A 16,308-nucleotide genomic window follows, 5' to 3' on the forward strand; every position below is an offset into this window, starting at 1 on the left:
CACGGCTTCTTGCTGCCGGGGATTGAGTCGGGACATACGAAAATTCGGGAGTCGTTGACGAAATGGGCCGGCATTTTAACAGGCTCAGAGATTTGTGCTGCTCTGTCCGACTTGTGACGTACCACGCGATTCATATTTGCCGGTTTTGTTACTTTCACGCAGGATGCGCGGTGATTTAGCGGCTAATGTTCTCCTTCGTGACACAAAATAACGTTTTGATAACCGTTGTCATTTGGTCATTGGTCAGCGCAACGGCATAATGCCCGCCGCCCACATCATTGCAGAGTCTAGGGAGCTAGCTTGTCTACGCCTGTCGAACCCTTGCGTTTGCTGCTACTGGCCGAAGAGCCAGCGTGGACAGCGTTATTGCGTGAGTGTCTGGCTCCGATGGGGAGCGCGGCGGTGCTGATCAGCGCGCCGAGCTGGGAGTCGGTCAGCAGTTTGTTCGAAGACAACCGCCATGCGGTGTTGTTGACCCTTCCTGCGTTGCAACCGGCACCCGGCCGCTGCAGCCTGCCGACGGTATTGTTGCTCGAACACGAACCGGACACCGCGCCGGTTGGCGTCAGTGACTGGCTGGTGTTCGACGCCCTCGACCCCGGCATGCTGCGCCGTTGCCTGCGCCATGTGCGCGAACGCGGCGTTCTCGAAAACACCCTGCAACGCCTCGCCGAACAGGATCCGCTGACCGGCATCGCCAACCGTCAGGGTTTCCAGACCTTGCTGACGGCGCGTCTCGCTGAAGGCGATGGTCGCGGCCTGGCCCTCGGGCATCTCGATCTCGACAACTTTCGCCACGCCAACGACGCCCTTGGTCATCAGGCTGGCGATCGGCTGATCCTGCAGGTCGTGGCGCGGCTGAAAAGTCAGTTGGAAGCCGGCGATCAATTGGCACGTCTCGGCAGCGATGAATTTGCTTTGCTGATCGACACCCGCCGCGCGCCGCAACGCGCCGAGTGGATGGCCGAACGCATCACCGAAGCACTCGCTGAACCGTATTGGGTGGATGGCGAAAGCCTGCTCATCGGCTCCAGCCTCGGCATCGCCCATGCCCGCGCGCAGGCTGGCGCTGACCCGCTGATGTGGCATGCGCACATCGCCATGCAGCAGGCCAAGAGCACGCAGGGCTGCACCTTTCATATCTTCAACGAACGCATCAACCGCAACGCGCGGAGCATGGCTGACCTCGAAAGTGAGCTGCGCCGGGCCTTGCGTCGTGATGAGCTGGAATTGCATTACCAGCCACGCCTGAATCTTGAGGACGGCCAGATTGTCGGCCTCGAAGCCTTGGTGCGCTGGCGCCATGGCGAACGTGGTTTGCTGCCGCCGAGTGAATTCGTGCCGCTGGCCGAGCAAAGCGGGTTGATTGTGCCTCTGGGTTACTGGGTGATTTCCCGGGCGCTGCGTGACATGCAGGCGTTGCGCGAACGCGGACTGCCGGCGTTGCACATGGCGATCAATCTGTCATTTCGTCAGTTTCAGGACAGTCAGTTGTTGCCGACGCTCAGCCGCTTGATCGCTGAGCGTGGTGTGGAAGCACAGTGGCTGGAATTCGAACTGACCGAAACCGCCGTGATGCGCCGCAGCGATCTGGTCAAACAGACCATGGATGCCCTTGGGCGGCTCGGCGTGCGCTTCTCGCTGGATGATTTCGGTACCGGGTTCTCGTCGTTCGTGCACCTCAACAGCTTGCCGATCACTTTGCTGAAGATCGACAAGAGTTTTGTCGGTGGCATGGAACAGCGTGAAGAGAACCGTAAACTGGTGCACGCGATGATCAACCTTGCGCACAACCTGCATCTGGAAGTGGTGGCGGAAGGGGTTGAAACGCCGGAACAACTGGAATTGCTGCGCGGGTTTGGTTGCGATCAGGTGCAGGGTTATCTGATCAGCCGGCCGTTGCCGTTGGCGGAACTGGTTGAGTACCTGACGTTTGGCTCAAGCCAACAGCCCGCCCTCGAAATCGTGGGCTGACCCAAGTCTTCGGGTCAGGCACAAATCCCTGTGGGAGCGGGCTTGCTCGCGAAGGCGCCGGGTCAGTCAATGCACATATCGACTGACCCGCCGCTTTCGCGAGCAAGCCCGCTCCCACAGGGGATCTCACTCCGGTTGTGCGACGGCGTATTGCCGTAAAGACACAGGCTCCAGCCGAATCATCCGCTTCATCTTCCACTCAAACGCCAACGTCAGACTCACCGCCGCGCACGCCAACCCCAGCGCCAATCCCCACCAGACGCCCGTCGGCCCCCAGTTCAAGTGGAATGCCATCCACCACGCCGCTGGCGCGCCAATCAGCCAATAACAGCCGAGCCCGACCAGGAACGTGGTCTTCGCATCCTTGAGCCCGCGAATACAGCCCATGGCAATCGTCTGCGTGCCGTCGAACAGCTCGAACCATGCCGCCACGGCCAGCAGGCTCACCGCCAAACGAATCACTTCGGCAAACGCCGGATCATTGTGATCAAGGAATAACCCGACCAACTGATTTGGCAGCAACCAGAACACCATCGCAAAACCGAGCATCACTACCGCACCAAAGACGATCCCGACCCGGCCCGACATCCGTGCATCGAGCAATTGCCCGGCGCCGTAATGCTGGCCAATGCGCATGGTGATCGCATAGGACATGCCCGCCGGCACCATGAACGCCACCGAAACAATTTGCAGAGCAATCTGATGCGCGCCCAATTGCGTGCTGCCCATGGTGCCCATGCACAGCGCCGCGAAGGCAAACAACCCGACCTCCACCGCGTAGGTGCCACCGATCGGCAGACCGAGGCGCCAGAGTTCTTTCAGGTACTGGCGGTTCGGCCGCGATAACCCTGCGCGCAGCGGATAAGCGTCATACGCCGGGTGCCGACGAATGTGCCAGGCCAGCCCCAGCGCCATGCAGTTGGCGACAATCGTCGTGACCAGGCCGATGCCCATCAGACCCATTTTCGGCAGACCGAACATGCCAGTGATCAGCGCGTAATTGAGCAGGAAGTTGGCCACGGTGCCGGCCAGACTGATGACCATCACCGGTGTCGCCCGACCAATTGCACTGGTGAAACCGCGCAGGGCCATAAAGCTCAGGTAGCCGGGCAGGGCGAAGGGCAGGGCAATCAGGAATTGCCCGGCGGCGTTGACGTTGGTCTCGGTCTGGCCGAACAGCAGCAACACCGGTTTCAAGTTCCACAGCAGCAAACCGGCACCCAGCGCCATCAGCCACGCCAGCCACAACCCGGCCTGGGTCAGCCGTGCGGCGCCAATGATGTCGCCGGCGCCTTTGCGAATCGCCACCAGCGTGCCGACTGCCGCAATCACGCCGATGCAGAAAATCGATACGAACGAGTAAGTCGCTGCACCGAGACCGCCGCCCGCGAGCGCTTCGGGACTCAGGCGGGCCATCATTAAAGTGTCAGTCAGCACCATCAACATGTGCGCCAACTGTGAAGCGATCAACGGCCCTGCCAGCCGCAGAATGGCCCAGAGTTCAGTACGCACAGGATGCTGCATGGGTATCACCACTCAATTTTCAGAGGGAACAGGAGACCGTCGATTCTCGGCGCTTGGCAGGCATTGCACAAAGGGATAAAAAGGATGGGTGGCATGACTAAAACTCATCCTGAACAGATTCCGCTCAATTCGCTGCATCCCGCCACTGGAGCTTTGTGCATGGCCCGTCGACTTCCTCCGTTGTATGCCCTGCGCGCATTTGAAGCGGCGGCGCGACATAGCTCGTTCACCCGCGCAGCGGAAGAACTGTCGATCACCCAGAGCGCGGTGAGTCGGCATATTCGTACGCTGGAAGAGCATTTTGCCTGCCGCTTGTTTCACCGCAGCGGCCGCAATTTGCAACTGACCGAAGCGGCGCGTCTGCTCTTGCCAGGGATTCGCGAAGGTTTCACGGCGCTGGAGCGCGCCTGCAACACCTTGCGCGCCGAGGACGACATCCTGCGCATGAAAGCCCCGTCGACCCTGACCATGCGTTGGCTGCTGGCGCGCCTGAGTCGCTTCCGCCATTTGCAGCCGGGCAACGAGGTGCAACTGACCAGTGCGTGGATGGACGTCGATTCGGTTGACTTCAACGATGAGCCGTTTGATTGCGCCGTGTTGCTCAGCGACGGCCATTTTCCGCCGGACTGGGAAGCGAGTTTGTTGTTTCCCGAAGAACTGATCCCGGTCGGCGCGCCGAATCTGCTCAACGATCAACCGTGGGATCTTGATCGACTGGCAAGCACCGAATTGCTCCACCCGACCCCGGATCGCCGCGACTGGCGCAGTTGGCTGGAGCACATGGGCTTGTCCGATCAGGTTTCGCTAAAGGGCGGGCAAGTGTTCGACACGCTCGAACTGGGCATGATCGCGGCGGCGCGTGGCTACGGGGTATCAATGGGCGATTTGTTGATGGTCGCCGAAGATGTCGCGCAAGGACGCTTGAGTTTGCCGTGGCCGACCGCCGTTGCCAGTGGCCTGGATTATTACCTGGTGTGGCCAAAAACCCGTCCGGGAGGTGAACGTTTGCGCCGCCTCAGCGACTTCCTCCAGAGCGAAGTCCGCGCCATGGAACTGCCGGCCGTTGCGCGCTTGAGCTGAAACGTTCGAGCCGCCACAATGCCGGCCCCGTGCCATACCCTCGCACAGCGCTCAAGTATTCGGATTTACCGCCGACTATGAGCAAGTGGAACCGTCGTGCCGGTCTTCATGCTTCACCCCCATTATTAGAATTATTCCGAGCATCAGCTGCGATCAAGGAGGATCCGGTGGCTCGGCCAGGAGCTGTTCATGTCTCAACCTCGCGCTCGGATTGCCTCGCAGCTGGGCCTTGCCCTTGCTGTGATTCTGGCGGTCGTCATCAGTGGCAGTACGGTGTTCGCGTTGCGTTCGCTGGACACTGCCAACCTCGCCACCCGTGAAGAACATCTGGCCAGTGAGGCTCGGCTGCTGGCCGACCAACTGAGCACCTTCCACGGCACGTTGCGTGAAAGCACCCAGCGCCTCAGCGGGTTGTTCGAGAAGCGCTTCAGCAGCGGGTTGAGCCTTCATCCGGACGAGCCAGTGAGTGTTGCCGGCACCCAGACTCCGGGCCTGCATCTGGGCAGCGAAGTGCTGAACAACAACTTCAAGGAAGTCGACGAGTTCAAGCAGATGACCGCGGGCGTCGCCACGCTGTTCGTACGCAGTGGCGAAGATTTCATCCGCGTCAGCACCTCGCTGACCAAACAGGACGGCAGCCGCGCCATTGGCACCTTGCTTGACCACGCCCATCCGGCCTACGCGAAATTGATGGCCGGACAGGGTTATGTCGGCCGCGCCTTGCTGTTTGATCGTTCCTACATGACCCAATACACCCCGGTGCGCGATGGCAGCGGCAAAGTGATTGCGGTGCTGTTCGTCGGTTTCGATTACACCGATGCGCAGAACGCCCAGTTCGATAACCTCAAACGCTTCCGCATCGGCCAGACCGGCTCGCTGGCGTTGCTTGATGAGCAAAGCAAATGGCTGGTTCCACCAGCGGGCGTGCAGGCGCTGGATCAAGCAATTCCGCTGATCAAGGATCTGGCGAAATCGCCGGGCAAAGGCCAGTTCTGGGGCGACACGTCCGAAGATTTCTACAGCGTCGCGGTGCCGTTCGACGGCGGCCCGTGGTCGGTGGTGGCGAGCATGCCGAAAGCCGAGATTCGCGCAGTGACCTGGAGCGTCGGCGCGCAACTGGCGATTGGCAGCCTGTTGGCGATGTTGCTGGCGGTCGGTTCGGCGATGTGGCTGCTGCGTTCGAAACTGCAACCGCTGGGTGATCTGGTGCGTCAGGCCGAAGCCTTGGGCGCCGGTGATCTGAGCGTGCGTCTGAATGTAGCGAGTAACGACGAAATCGGTCAGTTGTCGCGCGCGTTCAACCAGATGAGCCAGGCGCTGTCGACCATGGTTGAGCACATTCGCCGTTCCTCCGCGGAGGTCAACAGCCGAGCGCAGGCACTGTCCGGTTTGTCTGGCGGTGCTTATGAAGGCATGGAGCAGCAGTCCGGCGAAATCACCAGCATGGCCGGCGCGGTGGAAGAATTCAGCGCGACCTCGTTGAACATCGCCGACAACATGGGCGCGACCCAACGTCTGGCGCAGGAAAATGCCCAGCAGACGCAGATTGGCCGTAGCTCGATGGAAGAAGCTTCGTCCTCTCTGGAGCAAATCGCTGGCGCCCTCAACAGCACCGCCACAGTGATCAACACCCTCGGTCAGCGCTCGCAGGAAATCGGCGGCATCGTTGGCGTGATCACCTCGATTGCCGAGCAGACCAATTTGCTGGCGCTCAACGCTGCAATTGAAGCGGCGCGTGCCGGTGAGCAAGGTCGCGGCTTTGCCGTGGTGGCGGATGAAGTGCGCAGCCTGGCTTCGCGTACCCGTCAGGCGACCGATGAAATCTCGGTGATGATCCACAGCATTCAGCAGGAAACCGGCAACGCGATCAGCACCATGGAGCAGGGCAATGTGCTGATGCAGGAAGGCTTGTCGCGTAACGCCAATGTCGCCTCGGCGCTGGCGCGGATTGATGAGCAGAGCCGTTCTGCCGGGCAGCAGTTCGCCGCGATTACCACGGCGACTCAGGAGCAGAGCAGCACGGCGACTTTGCTGAGCAGCAATTTGCAGAGCATTGCGTTGGCCAACAGTGAGCAGCGTGAGGTTGTTTCGAATCTGGCTGTGACGGCGAAGGAACTGGAAGGCTTGGCGGCGGACTTGCGTGCCGAGGTTGATCGGTTTCGTTGATGCGCCTTTGAAATAGCTTTCGCGAGCAGGCTCGCTCCCACAGTGTTCGGTGTGATTCACAGATTTTGTGAAGACCCGGATCCCCTGTGGGAGCGAGCCTGCTCGCGATTGCATCACTGAAAATCTTCGGCAGAACATGCGATCTGTCGATCTAATACACTTGCTGAAACGTTTCCGCAGCGCTATACAAATGGCACAACTCCAATAAAGGCTGCTGCCATGACCCCGCTCAAACTCGCCGTCGCCCTCGGCGCATTCTCTGCTGCTTCCCACGCCATGGCCTGGGATTACGTCCTCCTCGATACCAACAAGTCCGCGCAAAACTGGAGCATCACCAGTGGGCAGCTCGGCGTGAAAACCGATAAACCCTTCTCCGTAAGCCTGCGTACCTTGCACGGGGGGCGGCAGGAAGGCGTCAGCATCGTCGATATCGATAACGGCACGATGAAACTCTCGGTGGTGCCAACCCGAGGGATGAATGTCTTGCAGGCCTCTGTCGGCAACGTGCGCATGGGTTGGGATTCGCCGGTCAAGGACGTGGTCAACCCAGCCTTCATCGAGCTCAACGGGCGCGGTGGTCTGGGCTGGCTGGAAGGTTTCAACGAGCTGGTCGCCCGCTGCGGTTACGAATGGGTTGGCCATCCCGGCATGGACAACGGTGAACTGCTGACCTTGCATGGCCGCGCCGCCAACATCCCGGCCAGTACCGTCACGCTGCACATCGACGAAAAGCCACCCTACGCCATCAGTCTGCGCGGCGAGCTGAAAGAGCAGGCCTTCAAGAAAGTCGATTTCTCGGTCGTCACTGAACTGGTCACCGAACCTGGCAGCGTGCGCTTTGCACTTAACGATACGCTGACCAACAACGGCGACTATCCAAAGGAATACCAGGCGCTGTATCACAGCAATTTCAGCACGCCGTTCCTCGAGCGGGGCGCCCGTTTTGCTGCACCGGTAAAACAGGTCTCGCCGTTCAACGACAAGGCCAAGGGCGATCTGGCTGACTGGCAGACCTATCGCGCGCCGACCAAGGACTACGACGAAACCGTCTACAACGTCGTGCCCTATGCCGACGCCAAAGGTGAAACGCTGACCGTTTTGCACAACAAGGCTGGCAGCCTCGGCGTCTCCGTCGGCTTCAATACCCAGCAGTTGCCGGTGTTTTCCCTGTGGAAAAACACCGATACCCAAGGGCAGGGTTATGTCACGGGACTGGAGCCGGGCACCAGTTTTTCCTACAACCGTCGCTATCAGCGTCCGCTGAATCTGGTGCCGACCATCGCACCGAAGGAACACAAACAGTTCCAGATCAGCTACAGCCTGCTTGCGGACAAAGGTGCTGTGGATAACGCCTTGAAGCGCGTGACCGAAATTCAGGCGGGGCGCGACACCGAAGTGCGGCAGACGCCGCTGGTGGATCTGACCGAGCATTAAGGTGTCGCCGGCCGATATTGCAGCGCCTCGGCCAAGTGTTCGCGTTTGATCGCATCGACTTGCTCAAGGTCTGCCAGTGTCCGGGCGACTTTGAGCAGGCGATGTGCCGAACGCAGCGAAAGCGTTAATCGCTCACAGGCCGACTCGAGCCATTTTTCATCGGCTGTGGATAACGCGCAGTGCCGCTTCAGCCCCGGCAATTCAAGAAATGCATTGGCGCAGCCCTGACGTTTCTGCTGCCGTTCGCGCGCCTCGGCGACCAAAGCAGCGGCGGTGGCACTGTCCTCTCCCGGTTTTACCTGCGGATTCAACGCGGTCGCCTCCCGCGCGACCGTCAGGTGCAGATCGATTCGATCCAGCAGCGGCCCCGATAGCTTGTTGCGATAGCGCTGCACCATGTCCGGGGTGCAGGAACATTTGCCGCTGGGCTCGCCAAGATATCCACAGGGACATGGATTCATCGCCGCCACCAATTGAAAGCGCGCCGGAAAACGCACGCGATCCTTGGCTCGGGAAATCACGATGTGTCCGGACTCCAATGGCTCGCGCAGCACCTCCAGAACCTTGCGATCAAACTCCGGCAATTCATCGAGAAACAGCACGCCGTGGTGGGCGAGGGTGATTTCACCGGGTTGCGGTTTCGAGCTGCCACCGACCAGTGCCGGGCCGGATGCCGAGTGATGCGGCTGGCGAAACGGCCGCTGCGGCCAGTGGGTCAGCGGCACGCAACTGGCGACCGATTGAATGGCCGCCACTTCCAGTGCCTCGCTTTCCGCGAGTGGTGGCAGCAACCCGGGCAGGCGACTGGCCAACAAGGTTTTGCCCGTCCCCGGCGGGCCGCTGAACAACAGGTTATGCGCGCCCGCCGCGGCAATCAGCAGCGCACGTTTGGCAGCTGATTGGCCTTGGACTTCGTTGAGATCGGGATAGGGTTTGCTGGCGTACATCAGGCCGTTAGAGACATACGGTTCAACCGGCGTATGGCCATTGAAATGCGCCACCGCCTCCAGCAGATGATCCACCGCAAACACCTTCAACCCCGAAGCAAGGCACGCTTCCTCAGCATTCGCTCGCGGCACCACCAGCGCACGACCCGCCTTGCGCGCCGCCAATGCTGCCGGCAAAACCCCGCGCACCGCCCTTACTGCGCCGGACAATGCCAACTCTCCCAAACATTCCACATCATCCAGCGTCAGACACGGCACCTGCACACTCGCCGACAGAATCCCCAAGGCAATCGCCAGATCAAACCGCCCACCGTCCTTGGGCAAATCCGCCGGCGCCAGATTCAAGGTGATCCGCCGCGCGGGAAACTGCAGCCCTGAATTGATGATCGCGCTGCGCACCCGATCCTTGCTCTCCTTCACCGCCGCCTCGGGCAGGCCGACCATGGTCAGCGACGGCAGACCGTTGGCCAGATGGACTTCGACGGTGACGGCGGGGGCTTCCACGCCAATCTGGGCGCGACTGTGGACGATGGAGAGGGACATGGTCGTTCCTTGAGCTGAATCGAGGGCCGCTTCCTGCGGGTTTTTGAAGGGTAGTTGGGAGAAGACGCTTAAGCGGGTCGAGCGGAGCGCGAAAATTTCTCAGGATGTTGCTGGAACAAGTCGCAAGGAATCTATCCAGTACTGCAAGCGGACATGCGAGTTGTTTGTGTAGGAAAAAGCAACGGATCGGTGAGGGCCGGGCCGCGTGAGTAGTCCATTTCTGAGAGTCTTGAAAGAACACCCAAATCACAAGATGGACTGTTTGCTTTGATGAGTTCCGCGAATACACTCAAGATTAATGCATAACGTTAAGCTTTAAATTATGATCGTTAGCTTCGGATGTTCTGAAACCGAATACCTGTTCCGCAGCGGTAAAACCCGTTTCTGGTCAGCCATATTGAGTGTCGCGGAACGCAAGCTGACGATGCTTGATGCGGCAGCGGTATTAGCTGATCTCCGGTCTCCTCCGGGAAATCGGCTCGAAGCTCTGGAAGGAGATCGAAAAGGGCAATTCAGCATTCGGATCAACGCCCAATGGCGAATTTGCTTCGTCTGGGGGCTTAATGGCCCTGAGGGTGTGGAAATCGTCGATTATCACTGAGGTGACTATGACTAAGAATGGTATGCGTCCGGTTCATCCGGGTGAGATCCTCAAAGAGGAGTACCTAGAGCCTTTGTGCCTTACAGCAGCTGCGTTGGCGAGAGCACTAAATGTGTCGACTCCGACGGTGAACGATATTGTTCTACAGCGGCGAGGTGTCAGCGCTGATATGGCGTTAAGGCTTGCTATCTGCCTGGACACCACCCCTGAATTTTGGCTGAACCTGCAATCGGCTTACGATTTGCGAAAAGCTGAAATTGAGAAAGGAGCTTCCATCCGTGATCAAGTTGAGCGATTGGCACATTGCGCTTGAACCTGACCCTTGGGTCGCAGAGGGGTACGAATCGGGCGAATCTGCGCAAAGCTGAAAAATTGTGGACGAAAAAAAACCGCCTTGAACAGGCGGTTTTTTTATTCGCAGGCTTTGGTGAGGCCGCAGCCTGCACATCCTTAGCGGACACACTCGCGTTCGCAGAGGTTATCCATATCGGTTTGTCAGGACAAGTTCTACTGGGCTGGAGATCAAAAGATCGCAGCCTTCGGCAGCTCCTACAGGGGGCGCGGATTATTCAGCGGGCGGTGTCAGCTTGGCTTCCATCTCGGCGACTTTGGCTTCGAGGCTTTCGAGGCGGGCGCGAGTGCGGGCCAGTACGACCATCTGGCTGTCGAATTCTTCACGGCTCACCAGATCGAGTTTGCTGAACGCACTCTGCAGCAGCATCTTGAACTGGCTTTCGATTTCGGCTTTCGGCAGCGGGGTGTCGCCGTTGAACAGGCGGGAGGCGGTGCCGCTCAGGGCGTCGAGGAAGTCTTTGGGCGCGAGCATGGTGGATGTCCTGGAAACAATGGCCGGCAGTGTATCACGCAGTGTCTATAGTCATTCTCGTGGTCAGGGATGCACGCTTTTCGCGCAGGCGGACGGACGGCGACGCACCGTTGTTGTGCGTATCCGGATGGGGTTTCGCACGGGATGGCTTGCGGCAGCGGCCAAGGGATTGAAATCAGAGGTTTTTGGCGAGATGGCAAGCTTTCTGCTTAGTCACCTTCGACCCATGCACTGATGCAGTCGCTGTGACGAATGCAGTGCGGCAGACGGAGCGGGGAGTTTCGTCGGCAGCGGTTAGCTGGCGTCAGTCGGGCAGGTACGGCCGACGATGCGTTACAAAGCCAGGCACTGCGCTTAGACTTGAGTCGGGTTTGTTTTCCTGGGGCAAGTCCACCAATTCGGGAGAGAGTTTTCATGAAGCTAGTCACTGCCATCATCAAGCCGTTCAAGTTGGACGACGTGCGCGAGTCGCTGTCCGAAATCGGCGTGCAGGGCATTACCGTTACTGAAGTCAAAGGCTTCGGCCGGCAGAAGGGTCACACCGAGCTGTATCGCGGCGCGGAATATGTGGTCGATTTTCTGCCCAAGGTGAAAATCGACGTGGCCATCGACGACAAGGATCTGGATCGGGTTATCGAGGCGATAACCAAAGCGGCCAACACCGGCAAGATCGGTGACGGCAAGATCTTCGTGGTCAATCTGGAACAGGCGATTCGCATCCGTACCGGCGAAACCGATACCGACGCGATTTAAACGCCGCCACAAACCCCAACGCCCCAGGAGAAAACAATATGACTCTGCGTAAATTCGCAGGGCTAGGAGCCCTGTTGTCCATCGTAATGCCAAGCCTTGCAATGGCGGCAGACGAAGTGGCGGCCCCAGTCCTCAATTCCGGCGACACTGCCTGGATGCTCACCTCGACGGCACTTGTGCTGTTCATGACCATCCCGGGCCTGGCGCTGTTCTACGGCGGCATGGTTCGCTCGAAAAACATTCTTTCCGTGATGATGCAGTGCTTCGCCATTACCGGTCTGATCAGCATCCTGTGGGTCATTTATGGCTACAGCATTGCGTTCGACACCACCGGCATGGAGCAGGGCGTCGTCAACTTCAACTCGTTCTTCGGCGGCATGGGCAAGGCGTTCCTCGCCGGTGTCACGCCTTCGAGTCTGACCGGTCCTGCGGCGTTGTTTCCTGAAGCGGTGTTCATCACCTTCCAGATGACCTTCGCGATCATCACCCCGGCGCTGATCGTCGGTGCGTTCGCCGAGCGGATGAAGTTCTCCGCGATGCTGATCTTCATGGGCATCTGGTTCACCCTGGTTTACGCGCCGATCGCGCACATGGTCTGGTCCGGCAACGGCGGCCTGATGTGGGACTGGGGCGTGCTCGACTTCGCGGGCGGCACCGTGGTGCACATCAACGCTGGTGTGGCCGGTCTGATCTGCTGCTTGGTGTTGGGCAAGCGTAAAGGCTTCCCGACCACCCCGATGGCTCCGCACAACCTCGGTTACACCCTGATGGGCGCGGCGATGCTGTGGGTCGGCTGGTTCGGCTTCAACGCCGGTTCCGCTGCGGCGGCCAACGGCACTGCCGGCATGGCGATGCTGGTCACCCAAATCGCTACCGCTGCGGCGGCGCTGGGCTGGATGTTTGCCGAGTGGGTCACCCACGGCAAGCCAAGCGCACTGGGCATTGCTTCGGGTGTGGTTGCCGGTCTGGTCGCGATTACTCCAGCTGCCGGCACCGTGGGCCCGATGGGCGCACTGGTGATCGGTCTGGCCGCAGGCGTGGTGTGCTTCTTCTGCGCCACCACCCTGAAACGCAAACTCGGTTATGACGATTCCCTGGACGCGTTCGGCGTACACGGTATCGGCGGTATCCTCGGCGCGATCCTTACCGGTGTCTTCGCTGCGCCGGCTCTGGGTGGCTTCGGCACCGTCACCGATATCGGCGCGCAAGTCTGGATTCAGGTCAAAGGCGTCGGCTTCACGGTGATCTACACCGCGATCGTCACCTTCATCATCCTCAAGGTACTGGACGCCGTCATGGGTCTGCGTGTGACCGAGGAAGAAGAATCGGTCGGCCTCGATCTGGCACAACACAACGAACGCGGCTACAACCTGTAAGTACGCGCACTGAAAAAAATTGCCCGGTTCGCCGGGCATTTTTTTGTCCGGGATTTGTCATTAAGCGACAGGCTGAAAGGATTTTTCGTACGCCTTTAGTCGTGTTTACGACGACGGTTTTTCACCGGCCAAACGCTTACGTCATTACACGCGTATTAGGGCCTTTGTTTTTTCCCAGAGCGCGCTAGAATGCGCCCCGAACGTGCGGAGAACTGTATGTGGCAACAGACTCTGATTACCCTGCGGGCACGGCCCCGGGGCTTTCATCTGGTAACGGACGAGTTACTCGCTGGCCTGCCTGAACTCAGGGAGTGGCGGGTCGGTCTGTTGCATTTGTGGCTGCAGCATACCTCGGCGTCGTTGACCATCAACGAGAACGCCGATCCGGCGGTACGTCGCGACTTCGAACGATTTTTCAATCGTCTGATCCCACAAGGAACGGACGGCTATGAGCATAACGACGAAGGCCTGGACGACCTCCCGGCGCACTTCAAGGCCAGCGTGCTTGGTTGTCAGATCAGTCTGCCGGTGTCGGCAGGGCGACTGGCACTGGGTACCTGGCAAGGTGTTTATCTGGGCGAGCACCGTGATCATGGCGGTGCCCGTAAAGTCCTCGCCACCTTGCACGGTGAAGGGGCATAAACCGTTGGTCCCCAATGGTTACTGATTTTTTAACGGCGACTTTCGACAGTTGCCAAAGCTGGTCTATAACTAATCTGCTTTTCGCAAGTCATGAGGTAGAACATGAGCGACGATGATCTGGAAAACGACGACCTCGAAGTAGGCGACGAAGACGAGGCCGAGGAAGGCCTGGAAGCAGCAGCGGAAGACGTTGCTGACGACGATGGCGGTGACGATACGCCGGCCCCGGCTGCCAAAGGCAAAGCCAAGGCTGCGGTGTCGGTAGATGAGTTGCCGAGCATTGAAGCCAAGAACAAGGAGCGCGACGCCCTGGCCAAGGCCATGGAAGAGTTCCTGTCGCGCGGCGGAAAAGTGCAGGAAGTGGAGGCCAACGTGGTCGCCGATCCTCCGAAGAAGCCGGACAACAAGTACGGTAGCCGCCCTATCTGAGGCGTGCCGCTTGCTTGCTGAAAAAGCCCGCCGTCGCTGCGGGCTTTTTAGTTCTATAAGCCGCTAAATACGAGCCCGTAAAATAAATTAGGTATCCAGCCCCACACGTAGCCCCACACCTATTGCTCGCGTGAAGCTCCTTTCTCCTAAAGCGTGAATTGCCCACGGGCTGTTTACGTGAGCAGACAAAGTCGGGGGTTTGTGGTTTTTGACGTTCAAAAAAGGCCATATGGGACTGATACGGGCTGGCGCGCTATTTTGGTGGCCAAATAGGGCTTTCCGAACGAGGAACCTGATCTTCGCCTGCGATGGAATGCGATGAGTTAGGCTCTTCCGAACCTACCTTTAAAGATGAATGCCATGTCATATGACACAAACTCCAATATCGCCACGGCAGATGCCCTGACATTGCTGCTGCATAACCAGCATGCACTTGGGGCGGCAATAGAGGAGGTCACGAAATGGCTTTCAGAGAATGGCGTAGAGACAGTTGCAGAAAACGCGGTCGTGGCCATGGAAACCTGGATGCCAACGCGAAAGCGATTGAAGATGCAATTCTGCGACTTCGCCAATCTTAGTGTGGTGTTTCAGAAGTACCACTGAAAAATCACTTGCCCAGCGCTCGTGCTGCACGAGTGACTGAGGCGAGAATATCTTCTGCCTTCCTATGCCACCGAAACGGCTTCGGATTCTGGTTGTAAGTTTCCAGGTAGTGCTCAATCGAAGCTTCTAGATCTTGGACGCTAACGTGTGCTTGCCGCTTGATCCATTTCTCGCTCAGCGTTGAGAAAAAGCGCTCGACCAAATTCAGCCACGAGGCCAAAGTCGGTGTGAAGTGGATGTTGTAGCGTGGACGCGCCGCAAGCCAGGCTCTGACTTTGTCGGTCTTCGAATGCGGCGATGTTGCCAATCATGAACCATGCTGCGCGCGGCGACGTCGGCGCTGACTGGCAAGACGTTCGCGTTCGCGTTCGGCGTCGTACGGGACCCACGCCTTATCCTCCTGATTTTCGGCGAATCGAGCCTCCAACTCGCTGGCCGTCCACCCAACTAGGTGCGCGAGGCGAAGCCGCTCGGTTTGATCCGGATGCCAGCGCCATGTTGACCGCAGGAAGTTCCACTTGATCGTTCCCGCCATCGAGCGGACATGAGGCGGCATAAGGATCATGCAGTCGAGATCGCGACATCTACGCTCAAACTCGTTGAACGGCTCGAAGAAGAAGTCGAGGTAGTCTGACATGTCGCTGTCGATAAACAACTGCTTCAGATCATGGACTTCCTCGTCGCCTAGCTCGCCCCTCGCGAGAAAGATTAGACGGTTGTGATAAGTTCTGAAAACCGAGCCAACAGCCGACATCGACGTCGCCACCTCCGCATCGGCGACCCGCCCTCCAACTTCTCCTTCGGTCGATCGATCGAGGTTGCTATTGATTAGCTCCGCAAAATCCCGAAGCGCTGCATCCATCCGTGTCAGATAGGTCGGCGCTAGCGCGCTCAGCGCCTGTCGGTCGGCGATCCGCTGGGATTCAAAGGCAATCTCCGAGGCGCGAGCCTGCTGTCGACCCTGGTCAAGTAACTGACGCTGCTGCAATCGAAACGCGAGGCCCACCCATACAAGGGACAACGGCACCAATGCCCCCGACAAGTAGGATCCCCACTTATCGAATTCGGTGAGCGCCGTACTTGGCAGAAACCAGCAGAAAACGTGCGCCGTGTTGTTACTGCAGACGCCGAGTTTTATGACGAGCGGCGCGCCCAAGACGATCACGATATAGATAAGGGACACAATTCCTGCCCAACTCGTCAAATTTCGAGAGGGCGCAGGGGTTGCTTGGGCGTCGCTGGTAGGTTGGTGCAAATGAAGGACCACTTTTGAGGATACGAATTTTTCGTCGCTGACCGGAGCACTGTCCAACTAGGAACACATCGCAAGCGGATTGAACGGCAGCTATTGGGATCAACAATGTCCCCGCCTAACGGCGACAACTGGACGCAGTGCCGACCGGCCGCTTA

General features: G+C 58.9%; 14 protein-coding genes and 2 pseudogenes. 11 read left to right on the top strand and 5 right to left on the bottom strand.

Annotated features, from left to right (window positions below; translation table 11 throughout):
- The first annotated feature begins 300 nt into the window (after nucleotides 1-300).
- A complete protein-coding gene (locus ACIP1X_RS17610) occupies nucleotides 301-1,974 on the top strand; it encodes a putative bifunctional diguanylate cyclase/phosphodiesterase (RefSeq protein WP_400753893.1) in 1,674 nt (557 codons plus the stop codon).
- A gap of 126 nt (nucleotides 1,975-2,100) precedes the next feature.
- Here the strand turns inward: ACIP1X_RS17610 and ACIP1X_RS17615 are convergent, their stop codons facing one another.
- Nucleotides 2,101-3,498, bottom strand: coding sequence for a NorM family multidrug efflux MATE transporter (locus ACIP1X_RS17615; protein WP_400753896.1), 1,398 nt, complete (start codon nucleotides 3,496-3,498; stop codon nucleotides 2,101-2,103).
- Between the two features lie 159 nt (nucleotides 3,499-3,657).
- On the opposite strand from ACIP1X_RS17615, the gene ACIP1X_RS17620 reads away from it, so the two are divergent.
- From ACIP1X_RS17620 to ACIP1X_RS17630, 3 genes are all read left to right on the top strand, one after another.
- Complete coding sequence (locus ACIP1X_RS17620; RefSeq protein WP_400753942.1) at nucleotides 3,658-4,578, top strand: LysR substrate-binding domain-containing protein; 921 nt, start codon at nucleotides 3,658-3,660, stop codon at nucleotides 4,576-4,578.
- 189 nt (nucleotides 4,579-4,767) lie between these two features.
- Nucleotides 4,768-6,744 (top strand): methyl-accepting chemotaxis protein, encoded by a 1,977-nt coding sequence (locus ACIP1X_RS17625; protein ID WP_400753898.1) that lies wholly within the window; start codon nucleotides 4,768-4,770, stop codon nucleotides 6,742-6,744.
- A gap of 219 nt (nucleotides 6,745-6,963) precedes the next feature.
- Nucleotides 6,964-8,178 (top strand): aldose 1-epimerase family protein, encoded by a 1,215-nt coding sequence (locus ACIP1X_RS17630; RefSeq protein WP_400753900.1) that lies wholly within the window; start codon nucleotides 6,964-6,966, stop codon nucleotides 8,176-8,178.
- Here the strand turns inward: ACIP1X_RS17630 and ACIP1X_RS17635 are convergent.
- On the bottom strand, nucleotides 8,175-9,668 hold the full coding sequence (locus ACIP1X_RS17635) for a YifB family Mg chelatase-like AAA ATPase (RefSeq protein ID WP_400753903.1): 1,494 nt from the start codon (nucleotides 9,666-9,668) through the stop codon (nucleotides 8,175-8,177). The two genes, ACIP1X_RS17630 and ACIP1X_RS17635, sit on opposite strands and share 4 nt — an antisense overlap.
- Before the next feature lie 322 nt (nucleotides 9,669-9,990).
- Here ACIP1X_RS17635 and ACIP1X_RS17640 point away from each other — a divergent pair, with 322 nt between their 5' ends.
- Together ACIP1X_RS17640 and ACIP1X_RS17645 are read left to right on the top strand one after the other, a co-directional pair.
- On the top strand, nucleotides 9,991-10,269 hold the full coding sequence (locus tag ACIP1X_RS17640) for a type II toxin-antitoxin system RelE/ParE family toxin (protein ID WP_331693068.1): 279 nt from the start codon (nucleotides 9,991-9,993) through the stop codon (nucleotides 10,267-10,269).
- A gap of 7 nt (nucleotides 10,270-10,276) precedes the next feature.
- Complete coding sequence (locus ACIP1X_RS17645) at nucleotides 10,277-10,582, top strand: HigA family addiction module antitoxin (protein WP_371042714.1); 306 nt, start codon at nucleotides 10,277-10,279, stop codon at nucleotides 10,580-10,582.
- Between the two features lie 252 nt (nucleotides 10,583-10,834).
- Here the strand turns inward: ACIP1X_RS17645 and ACIP1X_RS17650 are convergent, their stop codons facing one another.
- Nucleotides 10,835-11,095 (bottom strand): accessory factor UbiK family protein, encoded by a 261-nt coding sequence (locus ACIP1X_RS17650; protein WP_008086041.1) that lies wholly within the window; start codon nucleotides 11,093-11,095, stop codon nucleotides 10,835-10,837.
- 414 nt (nucleotides 11,096-11,509) lie between these two features.
- On the opposite strand from ACIP1X_RS17650, the gene glnK reads away from it, so the two are divergent.
- The 5 genes and pseudogenes from glnK (at nucleotide 11,510) to ACIP1X_RS17675 (ending at nucleotide 14,873) form a co-directional block, all read left to right on the top strand.
- On the top strand, nucleotides 11,510-11,848 hold the full coding sequence (gene glnK, locus ACIP1X_RS17655) for a P-II family nitrogen regulator (protein WP_002555808.1): 339 nt from the start codon (nucleotides 11,510-11,512) through the stop codon (nucleotides 11,846-11,848).
- 38 nt (nucleotides 11,849-11,886) lie between these two features.
- Complete coding sequence (locus tag ACIP1X_RS17660) at nucleotides 11,887-13,224, top strand: ammonium transporter (protein ID WP_016985874.1); 1,338 nt, start codon at nucleotides 11,887-11,889, stop codon at nucleotides 13,222-13,224.
- Nucleotides 13,225-13,440: 216 nt separating this feature from the next.
- On the top strand, nucleotides 13,441-13,866 hold the full coding sequence (locus tag ACIP1X_RS17665) for a secondary thiamine-phosphate synthase enzyme YjbQ (protein ID WP_400753908.1): 426 nt from the start codon (nucleotides 13,441-13,443) through the stop codon (nucleotides 13,864-13,866).
- A gap of 102 nt (nucleotides 13,867-13,968) precedes the next feature.
- Nucleotides 13,969-14,295: a transcriptional regulator SutA gene (gene sutA, locus ACIP1X_RS17670; RefSeq protein WP_007920420.1), complete on the top strand. Its 327-nt coding sequence runs from the start codon at nucleotides 13,969-13,971 to the stop codon at nucleotides 14,293-14,295.
- A 360-nt stretch (nucleotides 14,296-14,655) separates the two neighbouring features.
- Nucleotides 14,656-14,873 (top strand): annotated as a pseudogene (locus ACIP1X_RS17675) (hypothetical protein).
- Between the two features lie 29 nt (nucleotides 14,874-14,902).
- On the opposite strand, the pseudogene ACIP1X_RS17680 reads toward ACIP1X_RS17675, so the two are convergent.
- Nucleotides 14,903-15,184: pseudogene (locus ACIP1X_RS17680) on the bottom strand (transposase); the annotation flags it as partial.
- A 21-nt stretch (nucleotides 15,185-15,205) separates the two neighbouring features.
- Nucleotides 15,206-16,081 (bottom strand): hypothetical protein, encoded by an 876-nt coding sequence (locus ACIP1X_RS17685; RefSeq protein WP_400753912.1) that lies wholly within the window; start codon nucleotides 16,079-16,081, stop codon nucleotides 15,206-15,208.
- Nucleotides 16,082-16,308 lie beyond the last annotated feature (227 nt).

Origin of the sequence: Pseudomonas sp. NPDC088885 (assembly GCF_044750025.1) — a bacterium.
GTDB classification, from domain to species: domain Bacteria; phylum Pseudomonadota; class Gammaproteobacteria; order Pseudomonadales; family Pseudomonadaceae; genus Aquipseudomonas; species Aquipseudomonas rustica.

Coding starts and splice junctions, on each gene's coding strand:
- ACIP1X_RS17615 (WP_400753896.1), bottom strand. CDS start 3,498: ATGCAGCATCCTGTGCGTACTGAACTCTGGGCCATTCTGCGGCTGGCA.
- ACIP1X_RS17620 (WP_400753942.1), top strand. CDS start 3,658: ATGGCCCGTCGACTTCCTCCGTTGTATGCCCTGCGCGCATTTGAAGCG.
- ACIP1X_RS17625 (WP_400753898.1), top strand. CDS start 4,768: ATGTCTCAACCTCGCGCTCGGATTGCCTCGCAGCTGGGCCTTGCCCTT.
- ACIP1X_RS17630 (WP_400753900.1), top strand. CDS start 6,964: ATGACCCCGCTCAAACTCGCCGTCGCCCTCGGCGCATTCTCTGCTGCT.
- ACIP1X_RS17635 (WP_400753903.1), bottom strand. CDS start 9,668: ATGTCCCTCTCCATCGTCCACAGTCGCGCCCAGATTGGCGTGGAAGCC.
- ACIP1X_RS17640 (WP_331693068.1), top strand. CDS start 9,991: ATGATCGTTAGCTTCGGATGTTCTGAAACCGAATACCTGTTCCGCAGC.
- ACIP1X_RS17645 (WP_371042714.1), top strand. CDS start 10,277: ATGACTAAGAATGGTATGCGTCCGGTTCATCCGGGTGAGATCCTCAAA.
- ACIP1X_RS17650 (WP_008086041.1), bottom strand. CDS start 11,095: ATGCTCGCGCCCAAAGACTTCCTCGACGCCCTGAGCGGCACCGCCTCC.
- glnK (WP_002555808.1), top strand. CDS start 11,510: ATGAAGCTAGTCACTGCCATCATCAAGCCGTTCAAGTTGGACGACGTG.
- ACIP1X_RS17660 (WP_016985874.1), top strand. CDS start 11,887: ATGACTCTGCGTAAATTCGCAGGGCTAGGAGCCCTGTTGTCCATCGTA.
- ACIP1X_RS17665 (WP_400753908.1), top strand. CDS start 13,441: ATGTGGCAACAGACTCTGATTACCCTGCGGGCACGGCCCCGGGGCTTT.
- sutA (WP_007920420.1), top strand. CDS start 13,969: ATGAGCGACGATGATCTGGAAAACGACGACCTCGAAGTAGGCGACGAA.